Here is a 15699-nt window from a genome sequence, read left to right as displayed (position 1 = left end):
TAGTGGAAGTTGGGATGGGGATCCGGCTCAGATGGCCTTTTCCTTTTTCTTCTTGCCGCGGGAGGACAGGACCTGGTCGCGGGTGCGGAGCTGGGAGAGCGCCTTGAGGGTGGCCTGCACCACGTTGGCGTGGTTGGAGGAGCCCATCGACTTGGCGAGGACGTCACGGATGCCGACCGCTTCGCAGACGGCACGGACACCGCCACCGGCGATGATTCCGGTACCCGGGGAGGCGGGCTTCAGGAGCACCTTGCCACCGCCGAATTCGGCGACGATTTCATGCGGGATGGTGCCCTCTACGATGTTCATCGGCTTGAGCGAGCGCTTGGCAATCTCGCTGGCCTTCTTGATCGCATCGGCGACTTCCTTGGCCTTGCCGAAACCGAGGCCCACTTTGCCTTCCTTGTCGCCGGAGACGACAAGCGCGGAGAAGCTGAAGCGACGGCCGCCCTTGACGACCTTGGCGCAGCGGTTGATGAAGACAACCTTTTCAGCAAGCTGGGGACCATCGGCCTCCTGCGGGGCGCGGTCGTCACGGCGCGGGCCGCGACCACGGCCGCGGTCGCCGCCAGGGCCACCGCCGAAACCGCCACGCTGACCACCAGGGCCGCCGCCGAAACCACCACGCTGGCCACCAGGACCACTGCGTTGGCCGCCTGGGCCGCCGCGGAAGTTACCGCCGGTAGAAGGGGCGGGAGCCGGAGCACCTGCTCCAGGTTGGGTATTGTCGTTGCTCACGTTGATCGGTCTGGGGATTAGAACTGCAGGCCACCTTCACGGGCCGCGTCGGCGAGGGCCTTGACCTTGCCGTGGTAGAGGTGACCACCGCGGTCGAAGACCACGGTGCCGATGTTGGCGGCCTTGGCGCGCTCGGCGATCAGGCTGCCGACCTTCTGGGCGGAGGCGATGTTCGAGGAGGCGTTTTCCACTTCCTTGTCGAGGGTGGAGGCGGCGGCGAGGGTCTTGCCGACGGTGTCGTCGATGACCTGCGCGTAGATGTGTTGATTCGAGTAATGAATGGCCAGACGCGGGCGTTCGGTCGTACCCCCCACCTTGCGGCGGATACGGGCATGCACGCGACGGCGGATTTCCTTGCGGTTGATCTTGCTCATTTGCAGTTGATCGGTTCGTGGTTTCGTTCGTCTTGCGTGCGTTATTTGCCGACGCTCTTACCTTCCTTGCGGCGGACGTATTCGCCGACGTAGCGGACGCCCTTGCCCTTGTAAGGCTCCGGCGGGTAGTAGCCGCGGACCTCGGCGGCGAACTGGCCGACGAGCTGCTTGTCGATGCCTTCCACCTTGATCTTGGTGTTGTCGGTCACCGTGACGGTGAGGCCGGCCGGGATCGGGTGAAGGAGCGGATGGGAACGGCCGAGCGAAAGGTCGATTTCCTTGCCCTTGACGGCGGCACGGAGACCGACGCCCTGGATTTCAAGGTCTTTGACGAAGCCCTTGGACACGCCGATGATCATGTTGTTGATCAAGCTGCGGGCGGTGCCGTGGAGTGCCTTGTGCTGGCGGGATTCAGTGGAGCGGGAGACGGTCACACCACCGTCCCCGGTGGTGAGGGTGATGCCTTCCGGAAGAGCGAAGTTCAGCTTGCCCTTGGGACCTTCGACGGTCACCTGGCCACCGTCGACTTTGACGGCAACCTTCTCGGGAAGCGAAATGGGCTTGAGGCCAACTCGTGACATGGGATTGGTTCCTTTCTCAGGGTTAGGATTACCAAACGATGGCGAGGAGCTCGCCGCCGAGGTTGTTACGCTTGGCGGTGCCGCCGGTCATCACGCCCTTCGAGGTCGAAAGGATGGCGATGCCGAGGCCGGACATGACGCGGGGAATCTCGCCGGTGCCCACGTAGGTGCGGCGGCCGGGCTTCGAGACGCGCTTGAGATCGGTGAGAACCGGACGGCCGTCGATGAACTTCGGCTTCACCTTGATTTCGGTGCGATCGCCGGTGACGACTTCATAGTTCCAGATGTATCCCTCTTCCTGGAGGATCTTGGCGATGTCCGCCTTGATCTTGGAGTGGGGAGCGTTGAATTCCTCGTTGCCCGCGCGGCAAGCGTTCTTGAGGCGGGTCAGGAAATCGGAAATCGGGTCGGTGAGAACTGCCATGGTGTCAGGTCTTTCTTAATGGGTCTGGATTCAGGCAGCGGCGCCTTCTTCGGCCTTCTTGTTGTCACGGAACGGCAGGCCGAGCGCGCGGAGCAGTTCGCGGCCTTCGTTATCGGTCTTGGCGGTCGTCACGAAGATCAGGTCGAAGCCGATCTGGCGCTTGATCTGGTCGATCTCGATTTCCGGGAAGATGGACTGGTCGGGGATGCCGACGGCGTAGTTGCCCTTGCCGTCGAAGGACTTCGACGGGATCCCGCGGAAGTCGCGGATGTTCGGGGCCGTCAGGTTGATGAAGCGGTCCAGGAACTCCCACATGCGGGTGCCACGGAGGGTGACACGGGCTCCGAGGGCTTCACCCTCGCGGAGCTTGAAGTTGGCGACGGCCTTCTTCGAGAAGGTGATCGACGCTTTCTGGCCGGTGATCTTGCCGATTTCGACGACGGCGTCGTCGACAGCGAGCTTGCGGTCCGGGGACTTGCCCATGCAGGAGGTCACCACGATCTTTTCAAGACGGGGAACCTGATGCGGATTGCCGTAGCCGAGCTTCTCGGTGAGAGCCGGCACGACCTTTTCCTTGTAGTGCTGTTGCAGCTTTGGTGTGCTCATTTTTTCAGCGGGTCAGCGCTATTGGTTGTGCGCTTAAGCGCGGGCGGAGACCGGAGTCTCAGCCCAGTTTCTTGACATTGGAGATATGAACGGGGCCGTCGGATTCGATCAGGCCGCCATCCGGATTCGCTTCGGAACGCTTGGTGGCCTTCTTGACCTTGCGGCCGCCTTCGACGACGACCTGGCCTTTGGCGGCGTTCACGGAAAGAACCGTGCCACGCTTGCCTTTGTGATTGCCGGCGATGATTTCGACTTCGTCGCCTTTCTTAACGTGAGTCTTCATGGAAATTGTCGGGGCTGGAAGTGGACTCAGAGAACCTCCGGTGCAAGCGAAACAATCTTCATGAACTGCTTTTCACGCAGTTCGCGGGCGACCGGTCCGAAGATGCGGGTGCCGCGGGGATTGTTGTCCTTGTCGATGATGACGATGGCATTGCCGTCGAAGCGGAGCACGGAACCGTCCGCGCGGCGGATCGGAGCAGCGGTGCGGACGATCACGGCCTTCACGACGCTGCCCTTCTTCACGGAAGCGGTGGGGATCGAGTCGCGGATGTGGGCGGTGATCACGTCGCCAACATTGGCGATGCGGGTGCGCTTGCCGAGGACACCGATCATCTTGGCGCTGCGCGCGCCGGTGTTGTCGGCGACGGTCAGCTTGGTTTCCATCTGGATCATGGCGGATAGGAAAGTAGGAGCTTCTGGAGTGGTGGATGATCCGGACGGCACGTCCGGTCACCGAGGTGACTGGATCAGTGCGAGAGAATGCTCTCGAGGTTCCAGCGCTTCAGTTTGGAGATCGGACGGGTCTCGACGATGCGGACGCGATCGCCGATGGCGGCTTCACCCTTCTCGTCATGCACGTAGTACTTCTTGGAGCGCTTGACGATCTTGTTGAACTTCGGGTGCGGAACGCGGGCGACGTGCTCGACGACGATGGTCTTGTCCATCTTCGTGGAGACGACAACGCCGACGCGGGTCTTGCGAAGGTGCGGAGTGGAGTCCGTGGTGGTGGTCTCGCTCATGTTGAGTCTATGGTTGGCGTTGCGTTCCGGAATCAAGCGTTGCGCTTGGCAGTGAGGGCGGTCTGGACGCGGGCGGACTCGCGGCGGACGATGCGGATGCGGGCGGAGTTCTCAAGCTGGCCGGTGGCCTTCTGGAGACGGAGGTTGAGGGACTCCTGCTTGAGTTCGCGCAGGCGGTTCTGGAGCTCGGCGACGGTCAGCTCCTTGATGTCCTTGGTCTTGGTTGCCATGGAAGCGGTGATCTTGATGGGATTCGGTGGATCGCAACGGAACGCGGGGAGCGTCAGGCGTGCGGGTTACGGACAACGAAGCGGGTGCGGATGCCGAGCTTGTAGGAGGCCAGGCGCATGGCCTCGCGGGCCTGGGATTCCGGGACGCCGGCGACTTCGAAGAGCATGTTGCCCGGGCGGATGACGGCCACCCAGAACTCGACGGAGCCTTTACCCTTACCCATTCGGGTTTCCGGGGGGCGGGCGGTCACCGACTTGTGCGGGAAGATGCGGATCCACACCTTGCCTTTACGCTTCAGGTAGCGGTTGATCGCGATACGGCAGGCTTCGATCTGGCGGTTGGTCATCCAGCCGCGGTCGACGGTCTGGAGACCGAAGTCACCGAAAGCGACGGTCGTTCCGCTGGTCGCGTTGCCGGATCGGCTGCCGCGGTGGCTCTTGCGGAACTTGGTTCGTTTGGGCATCAAAGGCATGGCTTAGTCCTCCTGGGAAAAGTTCGGGTTGCGGGAAAAGGATTCGGTTCGGATCGGATTATCCGTTGTTGCGGGCGGGGCGGCGGTCGCCACCACGGTCGCCGCGATCACCACGGGGACCACGGTTTTCGCGGTCGCCACGAGGGCCACGGTTTTCGCGGTCGCCACGGGGGCCGCGCTCACCCTGCGGGCGGGCTTCTTCTTCCTTCTTGTTCACCCAGCACTTCACGCCGATGACGCCGTAAAGGGTGCGGGCTTCGGCGAAGCCGTAGTCAAGCGGGACGCGGAGGGTCTGAAGCGGCACCTTGCCTTCGCGGTACCACTCGGAGCGGGCGATGTCCGCACCACCGAGGCGGCCGGCGCAGCGGAGGCGGATGCCTTCCGCGCCGAAGTCCATGGCGGTCTGGATGGCGCGCTTCATGGCGCGGCGGAAGCTGATGCGGCGCTCGAGCTGGACGGCGACCTGCTCGGCGACGAGCTGGGCATCGAGCTCCGGCTTGCGGATCTCAAGGATGTCGATCTTGACCTGGGCGCCGTTGCACAGACCGTTGAGGTCCTTGGTCATGATCTCGATGTCACGGCCCTGGCGGCCGATGATGAGACCCGGACGGGAGGTGTGCAGGGTGACGCGGACGCTGTTCCAAGCGCGCTCGATCACGACCTTGGCGAGAGCGGCGGACTGGAGGCGCTTGCGGAGGTAGTTGCGGATGGCAAGGTCCTCGTGAAGCTTGGTGGTGTAATCCTTGCCGGTGGCGAACCACTTGGAACGCCAGTCTTTGTTGACGGCGAGGCGGAAGGCGATCGGATTGACTTTCTGGCCCATGATCGGTGCTTGGTGAAAGGTTGCGGGGTGGGAATCAGGCCTGCTCTTCGGCAGCGGCTTCCTCGATGGCGGGCTTGTCGGCCTTCTTGGCGGCGGCCTTGCGCGGGGCGCGCTTCTTCTTCTCCGGAGCGGAGCCGACGAGGGTGATGAAGATGTGGCTGGTGGGCTTGCGGATGCCACCGGCGGAGCCCTTGGCACGCGGCTTGAAGCGCTTGATTGCCGGACCGATGCCGATGACGGCTTCCTTCACGACGAGCGTGCTGGTATCCAGCGAGAAGTTGTGCTCGGCGTCCGCGATGGCGGTCTTGAGAGTCTTGCCGATGAGGTGCGCGGCCTTCTTCGGGGTGAAGGTGAGGATATCAAGGGCGCTCGAGACGGGGAGGCCTTGGATTTCGCGTGCGACGTCACGCGCCTTCTTCGGCGAGAGACGGACGTATTTGGTGGTGCTCTTGACTTCCATCGGTCGTGAAAGGTGGATGGTTCGGGAAAAAATTAACGGTTCGGTTGGGTCTCGAGAGTGGCGGAGTCGCCAAGTCGGGCGGTTTCTGTAGGTCGGTCGAGTCGCTCGACGAAGGCACCGCAGACATCCTTGCGAAGGTCGGCGATGATGGCTTTTCCATAGGGCTGGTTGGCGCGGGTGAGCATGAAGCTCATTCCGATCCGGGCCCCCTGGGCTTCTCCAACATTCAGGACAAGCAGGCCGCTTTTCTGGTCAATACTGACGATATTGGCCTGCTGAAGACTGCCCGTCCGAAGCGCGGGGCGGGGCTTGTCTTTGAAACCAAGCTGTACGTCAAGCTCGCGTAGAGAAGTTTCGACACGAAGCCGGGCGTCCGGATCGGAAACCACGGCCTGGCGCAGGTATTCATTGATGGTGGCCACGAGACGGCTGGATGCGTCCTGCAGCCCCTTGAGGCGTTCGTTGGCGAGTTGAAGATCGGAGGCGGCCTGGATCAGGCGGTCGTCTCCGCCATCGAGCAGGTTCTTGCCGAGGGCCTCGAGACGCTCGCGGACCTGGTTGAGCTGCTCGACAGCCTTCTTCTCGTTCTGGTTGGACTCGGCGAGGCTCTTCTGGAGCGCCGAGACCCTCTCCTCCAGCATCGCCACCCGGGCGTCGTCCTGACCGCACACCGCACCGGTGCCGAGCAGTCCGAGGACTGCGGCGAGGCTGCGGGGCTGGAGGCAGGCGACCATGGGTGGCGGGCGGAAGGAGATGACGGCTTACTTCTTGCCGATGCCGCCGTGGGCACGGAAGATGCGGGTCGGTGCGAATTCACCGAGCTTGTGGCCGACCATGTTTTCGGTCACGTAGACGGGGACGAAGGTCTTGCCGTTGTGAACGATGAAGTTGTGGCCGACGAAGTCGGGAGTGATCATCGACTTGCGGCTCCAGGTCTTGATCGGCTTGCGGTCCTCGCCAGCGGCGGCGACGGCGTCGATCTTTTCGAGAAGCTTCTGGTCAACGAACGGACCTTTTTTGAGCGAGCGTGGCATGACGTCGTAAAGTTCGGATGGATGCTAGGGCGGATCAGCGCTTCGCCTTGTGGCGGGATTCGACGATGAAGGCGTTGGTCGGCTTCTTCTTCTTGCGCGTCTTCTGGCCCTTGGCGTGACCCCACGGGCTGAGGAGGTGCTGGCGGCCACCACCGGACTTGGAGCGGCCTTCACCACCACCGTTCGGGTGGTCGACGGGGTTCATCGTCATACCGCGGACGGTCGGACGGACACCCTGCCAGCGCGTGCGGCCAGCCTTGCCCGAGGACTCGTTCATGTGGTCGCGGTTGCCGACGACACCGATGGTGCAGAGGCACTCTTCGTTGAAGCGACGGATTTCGCCGGAAGGCATCTTGATGAGCGCCCAGCCGCCTTCGCGGTTGGAGAGCACGGCCTGCTGGCCGGCGGCGCGGGCCACCTTGCCGCCACCACCCGGGGTGAGCTCGATATTGTGGATCGAGGTGCCGAGCGGGACGTTCTTGAGGGGCATCGCGTTGCCAACCTTCGGGGCGACTTTCTCGCCGGCGACGACGGTGGCACCGGTCTCAAGACCGGCCGGAGCAAGGATGTAGGACTTCTGGCCGTCCTGATACTGGATCAGGGCGATGCGGCAGGTGCGGTTCGGATCGTATTCGATGCCGACCACGGTCGCCGGCACGTCGAACTTGCGGCGCTTGAAGTCAACGAGACGGTAATGGCGCTTGTGACCACCGCCGATGTGGCGGCAGGTGATGCGGCCGGTGTTGTTACGACCGCCGGAGCGCTTGAGGGGCTCGAGCAGGCTCTTCTCCGGCTTGGTCTTGGTGACCTCCTCGAAGGAAGGAAGCGACATGTAACGCGCGGACGGCGTGACGGGCTTGAGATTGTGAAGGGGCATGACTCGCGTTCAGTTTCGAGTTTTCGCGGGTAAATGACTCTCGATCAGACGAGGTCGAGCGATTCGCCTTGCTTGAGGCGGACGACGGCTTTCTTCCAGTGGGCGGTGCGGCCGGCATCGGCGCGGCGCTGGCGCTTCAACTTGCCGGTGACATTGGCGGTGCGGACGCCTTCGACCTTCTTGCCGAAGAGCTGTTCCACGGCCCGCTTGATCTCAAGCTTGTTGGCCTTGCGGTCAACGTGCAGGACGATTTCGTTGTTGGTCTCCTGGAGAAGGGTGGCCTTTTCGCTGAGGTGGACGTTCTTGATGACCTGGTAAATGTCTTTCATGGTCGTGCGGGTGGGTCCGGGGTTCAGGCGGTGCGCTGGGCGAGGGTCGCCACGGCGTCACCGACCAGGAGGACGGAATCGGCGAGGATGAGTTGCTCGACGTTGAGTTCCAGCGCGGTGACGAGCTGGGCCCATACGACGTTGCGGGCAGCGAGGTAGGTGGAATCGTCGAAGGAGTTCGAAACGATCAGGACCTTGCCCGGGGAGACGAGGCCTTCCACGGTGGAGACAAAGGTCTTGGTCTTGCCATCGGCGATCGAGAAGGTGTCCACGGAGTGGATCGACTCGGAGCGGACGAGGTCACCGAGGATGCGGCGCAGGGCGAGCTTGCGGACGTTCTTCGGAACCTTCTTGGAGTAATCACGCGGACGCGGGCCGAAGACCACGCCACCACCGACGAAGATCGGGGCGCGCTTGTCGCCGTGACGGGCGTTACCGGTGCCCTTCTGCTTGTAGATCTTCTTGTTGTTGCCGCGGACTTCGCCACGGGTCTTGGTGTTGGCGGAACCGGAGCGGCGGTTCGCGCGGTAGGCGGTCACGAGGTCGTGCACGGCCTGGGAACCACGGTCGGCCTCGACGAGGACGACATTGGCGGCTTGCGCGTCTTCAGCGGTGAAGGATTTCGCGGGCATGGCTGGAATCGTTTACGGGGTTCGGCGTTGAGCCCGGAATCAGGCGGACTTCTTCTTGGAAGCGCGGACGGTGACGTAGTTGCCCTTCGCGCCCGGGATCGCACCGGAGATGAGGATGACGCCGTCTTCCGGACGGACCGCCACGATCTTGAGGTTCTGGACGGTGCTCTTCACGGAGCCCATGTGTCCCGGCATCTTCTGGTTCTTCCAGACGCGGCCCGGAGTGGAGCGGCAGCCGATGGCTCCGGTCCGGCGGTGCATCATGGAGCCGTGGGTCATCTTGAGACCACCGAAGCCGTGGCGCTTCACAGCACCCTGGAAGCCCTTGCCCTTGTTCGTGCCGATCACGTCGACCCACTGGCCGGCGGAGAACAGCTCGACACCCGGGTGGGTTTCGGGAGCGGCTTCACCAGCGGCGAAGCGGAACTCCTTGACGAAGCGCTTCGGGGTGGAACCGGCCTTCTTGAAGCGGCCGAGATCCGGCTTGGAAACGCGCTGCTCCTTCTGGTCGCCGTAGCCGACCTGCACGGCGGAGTAGCCGTCCTTTTCAGTGGTCTTGACCTGGAGCACGGTGTTGCCGGCGACGTCGATGACGGTCACGGGGATCATGCTCTGCGCCTTTTCATCAAAAAGGCGGGTCATACCGATTTTCTTGCCGAGGAGTCCGAGAGACATGGCGTGGAAGAATTTGAGATTGGAAATTGAGAACTAGAGATACCCGGACGGCGGCTCAGATGCGGATGGTGATGTCGACACCGGCGGGGAGGTTGAGCTTCTTGAGCTCATCCACGGTGCGGGCGGTGGGATCGACGATGTCGAGGAGGCGCTTGTGGGTGCGGATCTCGAACTGCTCGGCCGACTTCTTGTTGACGTGGACGGAACGGTTCACGCTGAACTTCTCGATGCGGGTCGGAAGCGGAATCGGGCCAGCCACCTTGGCACCGGTGCGTTTGGCGGTTTCCACGATTTCCTGGGCCGAGCGGTCGATCGCGCGGTGATCGAAAGCGCGCAGGCGGATGCGGATTTTCTGGTTGTCCATGACGTGTGAAGGGGTTGGTGCGTGAGAGTGGATCAGTCGCGGCTGGAGTAGCCCGTGCGCTCGCTGACGATTTGGTCGACGATGTTGTTGGGGACCTGCTCGAAGTGCGACGGGGTCATCGAATACGAAGCGCGGCCGGATGAGATGGTGCGGACGTCGGTCGAGTATCCGAACATTTCCTTGAGAGGGACGTTGGCGTGGATCACGGCCAGACGACCTTTCGTTTCCATGTTCTGGATCTGACCGCGGCGGCGGTTGAGATCGCCCATCACGTCACCCTGGTAGTCGTCCGGAGTGGAGACTTCCACGGCCATGATCGGCTCGAGGAGAATCGGTTTGGCCTTCTTGAAGCCATCCTTCATCGCGAAGATGGCGGCCATGGTGAACGCGTTTTCGTTCGAGTCCACGTCGTGGTAGGAACCACCGAGGATGTCCACGTGGACGTCGATCACCGGGAAGCCGGCGATGATGCCATTGGTCATCGACTCGTTCACGCCCTTGTAGACGGCGTTGATGTATTCCTTCGGGATTTCGCCACCGACCACCTTGTTCTCGATGGTGAGGCCCTTGCCCTTTTCGTTCGGCTTGAGCTCGAGGCGGACGTGGCCGTATTGGCCGCGGCCACCGGACTGCTTGACGAGCTTGCCTTCGCCCGGAGCGCCCTTGGTGATGGTCTCGCGGTAGGCGATCTGCGGAGCCCCAGTGTTGGCCTCAACCTTGAACTCGCGCTTGAGGCGGTCGACGATGATCTCCAGGTGGAGTTCGCCCATGCCAGCGATGATGGTCTGGCCGGTTTCCTCGTCCGTCTTGACCATGAAGGTCGGGTCTTCTTCGGAGAGGCGGCCCAAGGCGAGCGCCAGTTTTTCCTGGTCGGCTTTGGTTTTCGGTTCGACGGCCATGGAGATGACCGGTTCCGGGAAAGTGGGGGGTTCGAGGACCACGTCGTGGTCTTCGGCGGCGAGGGTATCGCCGGTGGTGACGTTCTTGATGCCGACCATGGCGGCAATGTCACCGGAGTAACAGACATCCACGTCCTTGTGCTCGTTGGACTGGATGCGGATCAGGCGGCCGACGCGCTCGGATCGGCGGGTGCGCGGGTTGTAGACCGTGTCGCCCTTCTTGATCGAGCCGGAGTAGACGCGGAAGAAAACGAGCTTTCCGACGAATTTGTCCGCCCAGAGTTTGAAGGCGAGCGAGACAAACTTCTCGTTGTCGGAGGTGATGACCTCGATGTGGCGATCGTGGTCGTCCGGATCCATGCCGACCGCCGGCGGCAGGTCGAGCGGGCTCGGGAGGTAGTCGACAACGGCATCGAGGAGATACTGGACGCCCTTATTCTTGAAAGCGGAACCACCTGCGACCGGGATCAGCTTGTTGGCGATCGTGGCGCGGCGGATGGCGGCCTTGAGATCGGCCTTGGTGAAGGCTTCCTCCATGAGGATCTTTTCACCGAGCACGTCGTCCACATCGGCAACGGCATTGACAAGCTCTCCGTAGGCTTCCTCGGCGACGGCCTTCTGGGCGTCATCGAGATCGCGCACCTCATAGGTGGAACCGAACTTGTCACTGTCGGAATAGAAGATGGCCTTCTGGTTCACGACGTCGATCTGGCCGATGAGATGATCCTCGGCACCGATCGGGATGAGAATGCGGGCCGCATGGGCACCGAGCTTCTCCTTCACCTCATTGAAGACGTTCTGGAAGTTCGCGCCGGTGCGGTCCATCTTGTTGACGAACACGATACGCGGAACATGATACTTGGTGGCCTGGCGCCAGACGGTCTCGGTCTGGGGCTGGACACCGGCGACGCCGCAGAACACGACGATCGCGCCATCGAGCACGCGGAGCGAGCGCTCCACCTCGGCCGTGAAGTCCACGTGGCCGGGGGTGTCGATGATGTTGATGCGCTGCTTGAGCTCCGGGAAGAGCTTGGTCACACCGTCCTCATTGCGCTGCCACCATTCGGTGGTGACAGCGGCGGAGGTGATGGTGATGCCGCGCTCGCGCTCCTGCTCCATCCAGTCGGTGGTGGCGGCACCATCGTGCACCTCACCGATCTTGTGGATCATGCCCGTGTAGAACAAAATCCGCTCCGTCAACGTCGTCTTGCCAGCATCGATGTGAGCGGCGATCCCGATATTCCGGGTGCGCTCCAGCGTATACTGGCGGTTTGGACTGTTGGGGTTGGCGGACATCGTCTTGCCGGAGACCGGCGGGCGTTGGAGTTTCTTGGAGCGTCTGCTGAGCTGTGATTACCAGCGGAAGTGGGCGAAGGCGCGGTTGGCCTGGGCCATCTTGTGGACGTCGTCGCGCTTGCGGACGGCGTTGCCCTGGTTGTTGGCGGCGTCCTTGATCTCGTTGGCGAGGGCGACGTGCATCGGCGTGCCCTTGCGGTTGCGGGCATACGTGCAGATCCAGCGCATGGCGAGGGACTCGGAACGGTCGGCGGCAACTTCGAGCGGCACCTGGTAGGTGGCACCACCCACGCGGCGGGACTTCACTTCCACGCGCGGCTTGGCGTTCTCGATCGCACGGGTGATGACCTCGAGCGGGTCGATGGTGTCGACACCTTCGTTGGCCTTGTCGATCGCGGCGTAGACGATGCGCTGGGCGAGCGAACGCTTGCCATCACGCATGACCTTGCTGATGAGGTGGCCGACGAGAGGGCTGGCGTAGCGCGGATCGCTACGGTCGGGCTTGGTGAAAACGCGCTTGCGGCGGGGCATGGCGGGAATCGGTTGGTGTTAAAGTCGATTGAAAGAAGGCTTACTTCTTCTTGCCACCTTTGGCGGGAGCGGCGGCCTGGCCCGGCTTCGGACGCTTGGCACCGTACTTCGAGCGAGCCTGGCGGCGCTTGTCGACACCGAGGGTATCGAGGGAGCCACGGACGATGTGGTAGCGGACACCCGGAAGGTCCTTCACACGACCACCACGCACGAGAACGATCGAGTGCTCCTGGAGGTTGTGGCCTTCACCACCGATGTAGGCGATGACTTCGTAGCCGTTCGTCAGGCGAACCTTGGCCACTTTACGAAGCGCCGAGTTCGGCTTCTTCGGCGTGCGGGTCATAACCTGGAGGCAGACTCCGCGGCGCTGGGGGCAGTTCGCCAATGCCGGCGACTTCGACTTTTCAGCCGGAGTGAGGCGCCCTTTGCGAACGAGCTGATTGATGGTCGGCATGTTATCCTGCGTGGTTCTGGATTTGCATCGTGCTTCGAGTGCAAACCAGAGCGCCGGCGAGAATCCTCGCAGGAGCCTGTTATCCGGAGCTGCACCCGATAAAATTGATCCCATGTAGGCGAGCCGGGGTGACTTGGCACCCGGGGTCGCAATGCGGGGCGGCGAATCTAGTGATCGCCGAGGATCTGACAAGCCCTATTTTGAAATTATTTGCAGCAGCCGCCACCATCATCCACCAGGCACGCATATCGCTCAGAATGAGAACTATAGACTAACAAATCCTCTCCCGGGAGCACCCGGATTTCGCCCGTGTCCGGCACTTTTATCCCCTGCCGGGTTAAAAATTGGCGGGTTCCATCTCCAGAATCCGCCAAAAAATTTTCAGAGAAAGCCGACAAAAAAGTCACTTCACTGCCCGGACGAAGGTCTGCGAGAGCCCGGCAAACCCCTCACCTCTCCCGCCTGGCTCTCCAGTTCCCGCCAAATCGCTGCGACCCGCTCTCAGAGGGGGCGCCGAAACCTTCTTCGTCCCAACGGGACGAAGAAACTTCAACCGGGGTTTCGGTACACCCTCTTATATATAGCGCCACCGGGACGCCTGCGAAGCAGCGCCGGGCGGGACACGGCGCTGCTTCGCAGGCGATCATCGGAATCCCATACTGCGGGATGTGTTCCGGCAAAAGACCGGACACCAGAAAAGAAAAGAAGGAAACGTGGTAGCAGAGGGCGGATTTGAACCGCCGACCAAAGGCTTATGAGTCCTCTGCTCTACCCCTGAGCTACTCTGCCACGTTCGTTTCCCTGCGATGGAAGTCACCGCGCGGGGCGCACGCTTTATCGCCGCTCCACGTGGTTGTCCATTGGAAAATTCATCCGCATCGGCGGGTTGCAAGTCCGGAACAACCTGACACCTGTATGCCATGGCATCGGAATCCACCGTTTCCCGCATCCTCGATGGTATCGGCCGCTGGTTTTCCTCCGCGGGAGAAGCCCTGCCGCTCGGCGCGCGCATTCCCAGCGTGACGGTGCCGGACGATTCCGGCACGGCCGTGAACCTCTCCGGCATGGGCGCCACCGGCTGGCTGCTGGTGTATTTCTATCCGCGCGCGGATACCCCGGGCTGCACCAAGCAGGCGTGCAGCCTCCGCGATTCCTATGCCGATCTGCTCGATCTGGGTGCTCACGTCTATGGAGCCAGCCTCGACAGTGTGGAGCGCCAGAAAGAATTCCGCGCGAAGCACCACCTCCCCTTCCCGCTGCTGGCGGATACCGAGGCAGAGCTGGCGGAGGCCTTCGGCGTGCCGCATTCCTTCGGCTTCACGCGGCGGCAGGCGTTTTTGTTCAAGGATGGCGTCCTAGTGTGGCGGGATCTCTCCGCCGCCACCGAGCAACAGGCCGCCGATGCCTTGAGTGCGATCCGCTCCGCAAATGCCTGATACTTGGCCCGGTTGACACGACCGCCCCGGTCCCCCATGGTCGGCGGACTTTCCCGGACCGAATGATTTTCAAAAGCCTCTGCCGCCACGCTGGAATCGGCGCGAACTCCTACCTGCTGGAAGCGTCCGGTGCCCGTGTCGTTCTTGATTCCGGCATGCACCCGGAATTGGAGGGCCCCGAAGCTTGTCCACGGTTCGAACTGCTCGAGCCGGGCAGCGTGGATGCAACCATCATCACACACTCCCACCTCGATCACGTCGGCACCATGCCGGTGCTGTTGGAGCAGCAGCCGCAATCGAAGGTGTTCCTCACGCCGGAAACCGCGGACCTCGCCTGCGCGATGCTGCACAATTCCGTCAACGTGATGCAGGCGAAGCGGATCGAGCTGGGAATCAATGAATATCCGCTTTTCGAGCACCGCGAGATCGATGTCATCGCCGAGAAATTCGAGCTGCGCGGCATCGAGCGCCCCTTCGATGTCGATCCGGACGGCAAGATCCGCGCGACCTTCCATGATGCCGGCCACATCCTCGGTTCGGTGGGCGTGACGCTGAAGGCGGATGGCAAGACGCTGCTCTACACCGGCGACGTGAATTTCGAGGACGCCACCATTCAAAAGGGCGCGATCCTGCCGCATGGCCCGGTGGACGCGCTGGTGATCGAGACCACCCGCGGCGACTACGCGCGGCGTCCGGACTATACCCGGCTTTCCGAGGAAAACGCGCTCGGCGAAGCGATCTCGCGGGTGATCGCACGCAAGGGCTCGGTGCTGCTGCCGGTCTTCGCGATGGGCAAGACCCAGGAGGTGCTGGCAATGATCCACCGCTTCAAGCAGGAGAATCTCATTCCCTACAAGACTCCGGTCTACATCGGCGGCCTGAGCACGAAGATGACGCTCATCTACGATCGCCATAGTGATACTTCCCGCCGCAAGCTCCCCGGCTTCCGCATCCTCGCGGACATGGATCTGGAAGCAGGAAACCGCGACCGCCGCAAGCCGCGCCAGATCCCACTGGTGCAGGGTGCCATCTACGCACTCTCCAGCGGGATGATGACGGAAAAGACCGTCTCGAATCTTTTCGCCCGCACCGGCATCCTCGAGAACAAGAAGAACGGCCTGTTCTTCGTAGGCTATGCCGATCCCTCCTCCCCTGGCGGCAAGATCCGTGCGGCGACACAGGGCGATCTTGTCACCATCGATGCGGCCCATGGCGCGGTGCCGATCAACTGCGACGTGAAGGTGTTCGACTTCAGCGGCCACGCCACCCGCGAAGCGCTGCTCGACTACATCATCAAGGTGAACCCACCGAAGACCTTCCTCGTCCATGGTGACGAACCGGCCGTCGAGTGGTTCAAGCAGCAGCTCGCCGAGAAGCTGCCGGGCACCCAGGTCATCGTCCCGCAGCCGGGCGAGGAACATGTGATCTGATCTTTCGTTTC

24 protein-coding genes and 1 tRNA gene are annotated in these 15699 nt (G+C 62.4%); 2 read left to right on the top strand and 23 right to left on the bottom strand.

Annotation, left to right across the window (positions count from 1 at the left end; translation table 11 throughout):
* Window positions 1-27: 27 nt before the first annotated feature.
* The 23 genes from rpsE to KBB96_RS19660 all read right to left on the bottom strand — a co-directional run bounded on the left by rpsE (window position 28) and on the right by KBB96_RS19660 (window position 13611).
* Complete coding sequence (gene rpsE / locus KBB96_RS21110) at window positions 28-738, bottom strand: 30S ribosomal protein S5 (RefSeq protein WP_211631220.1); 711 nt, start codon at window positions 736-738, stop codon at window positions 28-30.
* Between the two features lie 17 nt (window positions 739-755).
* Window positions 756-1112 carry a 50S ribosomal protein L18 gene (gene rplR, locus KBB96_RS19765; RefSeq protein ID WP_211631219.1) on the bottom strand — a complete coding sequence of 119 codons (357 nt, stop codon included), beginning with the start codon at window positions 1110-1112 and terminating at the stop codon, window positions 756-758.
* A 41-nt stretch (window positions 1113-1153) separates the two neighbouring features.
* Entirely contained in the window at window positions 1154-1693 is a 540-nt protein-coding gene (rplF, locus tag KBB96_RS19760) for a 50S ribosomal protein L6 (protein WP_211631218.1), read from the bottom strand.
* Between the two features lie 28 nt (window positions 1694-1721).
* On the bottom strand, window positions 1722-2117 hold the full coding sequence (rpsH, locus tag KBB96_RS19755; RefSeq protein WP_211631217.1) for a 30S ribosomal protein S8: 396 nt from the start codon (window positions 2115-2117) through the stop codon (window positions 1722-1724).
* 30 nt (window positions 2118-2147) lie between these two features.
* Complete coding sequence (gene rplE / locus KBB96_RS19750; RefSeq protein WP_211631216.1) at window positions 2148-2723, bottom strand: 50S ribosomal protein L5; 576 nt, start codon at window positions 2721-2723, stop codon at window positions 2148-2150.
* Between the two features lie 58 nt (window positions 2724-2781).
* The gene (gene rplX / locus KBB96_RS19745; RefSeq protein WP_211631215.1) at window positions 2782-3006 is read right to left on the bottom strand and encodes a 50S ribosomal protein L24; all 225 of its coding nucleotides are present in this window, start codon (window positions 3004-3006) and stop codon (window positions 2782-2784) included.
* 26 nt (window positions 3007-3032) lie between these two features.
* Window positions 3033-3398, bottom strand: coding sequence for a 50S ribosomal protein L14 (rplN, locus tag KBB96_RS19740; RefSeq protein ID WP_211631214.1), 366 nt, complete (start codon window positions 3396-3398; stop codon window positions 3033-3035).
* Window positions 3399-3472: 74 nt separating this feature from the next.
* A complete protein-coding gene (gene rpsQ, locus KBB96_RS19735; RefSeq protein ID WP_211631213.1) occupies window positions 3473-3745 on the bottom strand; it encodes a 30S ribosomal protein S17 in 273 nt (90 codons plus the stop codon).
* 32 nt (window positions 3746-3777) lie between these two features.
* The gene (gene rpmC, locus KBB96_RS19730) at window positions 3778-3975 is read right to left on the bottom strand and encodes a 50S ribosomal protein L29 (RefSeq protein WP_211631212.1); all 198 of its coding nucleotides are present in this window, start codon (window positions 3973-3975) and stop codon (window positions 3778-3780) included.
* Between the two features lie 53 nt (window positions 3976-4028).
* Complete coding sequence (gene rplP, locus KBB96_RS19725; protein WP_211631211.1) at window positions 4029-4448, bottom strand: 50S ribosomal protein L16; 420 nt, start codon at window positions 4446-4448, stop codon at window positions 4029-4031.
* 58 nt (window positions 4449-4506) lie between these two features.
* Window positions 4507-5271, bottom strand: a complete 765-nt coding sequence (gene rpsC / locus KBB96_RS19720; protein WP_211631210.1) for a 30S ribosomal protein S3 — start codon at window positions 5269-5271, stop codon at window positions 4507-4509.
* Between the two features lie 34 nt (window positions 5272-5305).
* Entirely contained in the window at window positions 5306-5731 is a 426-nt protein-coding gene (gene rplV, locus KBB96_RS19715) for a 50S ribosomal protein L22 (RefSeq protein ID WP_211631209.1), read from the bottom strand.
* Between the two features lie 32 nt (window positions 5732-5763).
* Complete coding sequence (locus tag KBB96_RS19710; RefSeq protein ID WP_211631208.1) at window positions 5764-6465, bottom strand: hypothetical protein; 702 nt, start codon at window positions 6463-6465, stop codon at window positions 5764-5766.
* 27 nt (window positions 6466-6492) lie between these two features.
* Window positions 6493-6765 (bottom strand): 30S ribosomal protein S19, encoded by a 273-nt coding sequence (gene rpsS, locus KBB96_RS19705; protein WP_211631207.1) that lies wholly within the window; start codon window positions 6763-6765, stop codon window positions 6493-6495.
* Between the two features lie 34 nt (window positions 6766-6799).
* Window positions 6800-7642 carry a 50S ribosomal protein L2 gene (gene rplB / locus KBB96_RS19700; protein WP_211631206.1) on the bottom strand — a complete coding sequence of 281 codons (843 nt, stop codon included), beginning with the start codon at window positions 7640-7642 and terminating at the stop codon, window positions 6800-6802.
* A gap of 44 nt (window positions 7643-7686) precedes the next feature.
* Entirely contained in the window at window positions 7687-7971 is a 285-nt protein-coding gene (rplW, locus tag KBB96_RS19695) for a 50S ribosomal protein L23 (protein ID WP_211631205.1), read from the bottom strand.
* Window positions 7972-7994: 23 nt separating this feature from the next.
* Window positions 7995-8603: a 50S ribosomal protein L4 gene (gene rplD / locus KBB96_RS19690; protein WP_211631204.1), complete on the bottom strand. Its 609-nt coding sequence runs from the start codon at window positions 8601-8603 to the stop codon at window positions 7995-7997.
* 39 nt (window positions 8604-8642) lie between these two features.
* Window positions 8643-9278 (bottom strand): 50S ribosomal protein L3, encoded by a 636-nt coding sequence (gene rplC / locus KBB96_RS19685; RefSeq protein WP_211631203.1) that lies wholly within the window; start codon window positions 9276-9278, stop codon window positions 8643-8645.
* A 55-nt stretch (window positions 9279-9333) separates the two neighbouring features.
* Window positions 9334-9642 (bottom strand): 30S ribosomal protein S10, encoded by a 309-nt coding sequence (gene rpsJ, locus KBB96_RS19680; protein ID WP_211631202.1) that lies wholly within the window; start codon window positions 9640-9642, stop codon window positions 9334-9336.
* Window positions 9643-9674: 32 nt separating this feature from the next.
* Window positions 9675-11837, bottom strand: coding sequence for an elongation factor G (fusA, locus tag KBB96_RS19675; RefSeq protein WP_211631201.1), 2163 nt, complete (start codon window positions 11835-11837; stop codon window positions 9675-9677).
* Between the two features lie 57 nt (window positions 11838-11894).
* Window positions 11895-12368 carry a 30S ribosomal protein S7 gene (gene rpsG / locus KBB96_RS19670; protein WP_211631200.1) on the bottom strand — a complete coding sequence of 158 codons (474 nt, stop codon included), beginning with the start codon at window positions 12366-12368 and terminating at the stop codon, window positions 11895-11897.
* A 40-nt stretch (window positions 12369-12408) separates the two neighbouring features.
* The gene (gene rpsL / locus KBB96_RS19665) at window positions 12409-12822 is read right to left on the bottom strand and encodes a 30S ribosomal protein S12 (RefSeq protein ID WP_211631199.1); all 414 of its coding nucleotides are present in this window, start codon (window positions 12820-12822) and stop codon (window positions 12409-12411) included.
* 714 nt (window positions 12823-13536) lie between these two features.
* Window positions 13537-13611: transfer RNA gene (locus tag KBB96_RS19660), tRNA-Met, on the bottom strand.
* A 131-nt stretch (window positions 13612-13742) separates the two neighbouring features.
* On the opposite strand from KBB96_RS19660, the gene KBB96_RS19655 reads away from it, so the two are divergent.
* Together KBB96_RS19655 and KBB96_RS19650 are read left to right on the top strand one after the other, a co-directional pair.
* The gene (locus tag KBB96_RS19655; protein ID WP_211631198.1) at window positions 13743-14258 is read left to right on the top strand and encodes a peroxiredoxin; all 516 of its coding nucleotides are present in this window, start codon (window positions 13743-13745) and stop codon (window positions 14256-14258) included.
* Window positions 14259-14320: 62 nt separating this feature from the next.
* Window positions 14321-15688 (top strand): MBL fold metallo-hydrolase, encoded by a 1368-nt coding sequence (locus KBB96_RS19650; protein WP_211631197.1) that lies wholly within the window; start codon window positions 14321-14323, stop codon window positions 15686-15688.
* The last annotated feature ends 11 nt before the right edge of the window (window positions 15689-15699 follow it).

It is taken from the genome of Luteolibacter ambystomatis (genome assembly GCF_018137965.1).
Classification (GTDB): Bacteria; Verrucomicrobiota; Verrucomicrobiia; order Verrucomicrobiales; family Akkermansiaceae; genus Luteolibacter; species Luteolibacter ambystomatis.
Note: the sequence above shows the minus strand (reverse complement) of the source record. Positions and strands in the feature narration are given on the sequence as shown.